Annotated in this window: 3 protein-coding genes; all 3 read left to right on the top strand. The window is 64.4% G+C overall.

Annotated features, from left to right (window positions below; all coding sequences use genetic code 11):
• Positions 1–33 precede the first annotated feature (33 nt).
• From DFS13_RS39630 to DFS13_RS39620, 3 genes are read left to right on the top strand one after another with little or no spacing between them, the layout of a single operon-like run.
• Positions 34–480: a transposase gene (locus DFS13_RS39630; protein ID WP_241308567.1), complete on the top strand. Its 447-nt coding sequence runs from the start codon at positions 34–36 to the stop codon at positions 478–480.
• A complete protein-coding gene (gene tnpB, locus DFS13_RS39625) occupies positions 477–821 on the top strand; it encodes an IS66 family insertion sequence element accessory protein TnpB (RefSeq protein ID WP_111442898.1) in 345 nt (114 codons plus the stop codon). The genes DFS13_RS39630 and tnpB overlap by 4 nt, the downstream gene beginning before the upstream one ends.
• Positions 822–851: 30 nt before the next feature.
• On the top strand, positions 852–2,405 hold the full coding sequence (locus DFS13_RS39620) for an IS66 family transposase (protein ID WP_111442897.1): 1,554 nt from the start codon (positions 852–854) through the stop codon (positions 2,403–2,405).
• Positions 2,406–2,492 lie beyond the last annotated feature (87 nt).

The raw sequence follows: 2,492 nt of genomic DNA, 5'->3' as shown, positions 1-2,492 counted from the left end.
GTAAGCACCTCACGACGACCGTCGTAGACGACGGTGCGGTCCGACATCAAAGTAGTGCCCATCATTTTCGATTTGATGGACATCACTGTGACAGAGTCGGAAGCCAAGCCGGGTAGCCGCAAGGGACGCCCGAACCATGATCCGGAGTTTCGGCGTCGACTCGCGGCCGCGGCCTGTGAACCCGGCGTGTCGGTCTCGAAGCTGGCCCGCGACAATGGCATCAATGTGAACATGCTGTTCACGTGGCGACGCCGGTATCGCGAGCAGTTACAGGCCGAAACGGCATCCCTGATCCCGGTGACAGTAGTCAAGGAGACGGTGCCCGAGATTGTGGCGATGCCACCGCTCACGCCGGCCGTCGGCGATCCGGCTTCACCAGTCGGAACGATCGAAGTTCGGATCGGCCGCGTGGTGGTCAAGATTGATGGCGCCGTCGACGCCGATACACTGCGGGTCGTACTGGGGAGCTTGCAATCGTGATCTCTCTGCCCACGGGTACACGCGTCTGGCTTGTGGCAGGCGTTACCGACATGCGCTGCGGGTTCCAGGGGCTGGCGGCGAAGGTGCAGACGGTGCTTGAGGAGAATCCGCTGGGCGGCAACGTGTTCATCTTCCGCGGTCGTCGCGGCGATCTCGTGAAGGTCCTGTGGGCGACCGAAGACGGGCTCTGGATCCTCGCGAAACGGCTTGAGCGAGGCCGTTTCGTCTGGCCCCAGGCCGATGGCGGCAAGGTCCATCTGACGTCGGCCCAGCTGTCGATGTTGCTCGAAGGCATCGATTGGCGGCAGCCGCGTCGCACTGCTGCGTTGTCGATGTTGTAAACCGCGCGGAAGGCTCGTAAACTGCGCCGCATGTCGAACGGCGCCGAACTTCCTGATGACGTTGAAATCCTGCGGGCCTTGCTGAGCGAGGCCCGCGCGCAACTTGCCGAACGCGATCTTGAGATTGAGCACCTCAAGGCGCAGATCGATAAGTTCAAGCGCATGCAATTCGGACGCAAGTCCGAGCAGTTGGATCGGGAGGTCGTGCGACTCGAGACGCAGCTCGAGGATCTGACGGGCGGGCGTGGTGTCGCTGATGTGCGGCGCGCCCGCCAATCGAGCGCGAGCACGCCTGTCGGCGACGCGTCGCCGACAGAAGCGCTGCCGCCGCATCTGCCGCGCGAAGAACGCGTGCTGGAAGCGGACGCGACCTGCCCGAAGTGCGGCAGCGCCATGCAGCCACTCGGAGAAGACGTGTCCGAGCAACTCGCCCGCGTCGCGGCGATGTTCAAGGTGATTCGCACGATCCGGCGCAAGACGGTCTGCCCGTGTGGCAACCACATCTCGCAGCCGCCCATGCCCGGCCTGCCGATCACGCGCAGCATTGCCCATCCGAGCCTGCTGGCCGACATCCTCGTCGCGAAGTACGCTGACCACACCCCGTTGTACCGGCAGTCGCAGATTGCCGCGCGCGACGACGTGAAGCTCGACCCGGCCAGCATGGGCCGCTGGGTCGGCCAGTGCGAAGCCCTTTGCGAGCCGCTGACCGAGGCGCTGCGCCGCTACACGATGGCAACTGCGAAGCTGCACGCGGACGACACGCCGATCCCGGTGCTCGCGCCGGGCAACAAGAAGACGAAGACCGGACGACTCTGGGTGTACGTGCGCGACGACAGCCGTTCGGGCTCGGCGGAACCGGCTGCGGTGTGGTTCGCCTACTCGCCTGACCGCAAAGGCATCCATCCTCAAACCCATCTGGCCGGATTCGAGGGCATCCTGCAGGCCGACGCCTACGGCGGCTTCAACGAGCTGTACGAGAGCGGCAAGGTTCGTGAGGCTGCATGCTGGGACCATGCCAGGCGGTACGTCTACGATGTCCACGCCCGCACGCCTACCGAAGCGACCCGACAGGTGCTCGAACTGATTGGGGAACTCTACGGCATTGAGGCCGACATCCGTGGCAAACCCGCCGCCGAACGGCTGCGCGTGCGGCAGGAGAAAAGCGTGCCGCTGCTGGCGGCCATCAAGGCGTGGATGACGGACAAGCTCGCGACGCTGTCGAAGAAATCCGAGCTGGCCAAGGCGATCCGTTACTCGCTCAACCAATGGGACGCGCTCGTGCTGTACTGCGAAGAGGGCCGCGCCGAGATCAGCAACGCCCTGGCCGAAAACGCGCTGCGTTGTGTAAGTCTGGGTCGGAAGAACTTCCTGTTCGCCGGCTCCGATAGCGGGGGCGAGCGGGCTGCCGCGATGTACGGTCTGATTGGGACGTGCAAGCTCAACGGGATCAACCCGCGCGCCTACCTCGAATACGTCCTGACCCATATCGCTGATCATCCCATCAACCGTATCGACGAACTGCTACCCTGGAACGTCGCCAAGAAACTGCCCCGGCAGCCGGATCCAGCACCATCCCCTGCATGATTGCCAGCCAGTGAGATCCGGGTAGCCGATTCCCGATCATGCATCGCGCGGGCGTCGCGTGGCGAACGGCCGTCGCGAGGTGCTTAC

Source organism: Burkholderia sp. 28_3, assembly GCF_003253915.1.
GTDB classification, from domain to species: Bacteria; Pseudomonadota; Gammaproteobacteria; order Burkholderiales; family Burkholderiaceae; genus Burkholderia; species Burkholderia cenocepacia.
This window is presented reverse-complemented; position numbering and strand designations above follow the sequence as displayed.

Bases quoted from the DNA above. Each gene is read 5' to 3' on its own strand.
- DFS13_RS39620 (WP_111442897.1), top strand. From the start codon at position 852: ATGTCGAACGGCGCCGAACTTCCTGATGACGTTGAAATCCTGCGGGCC.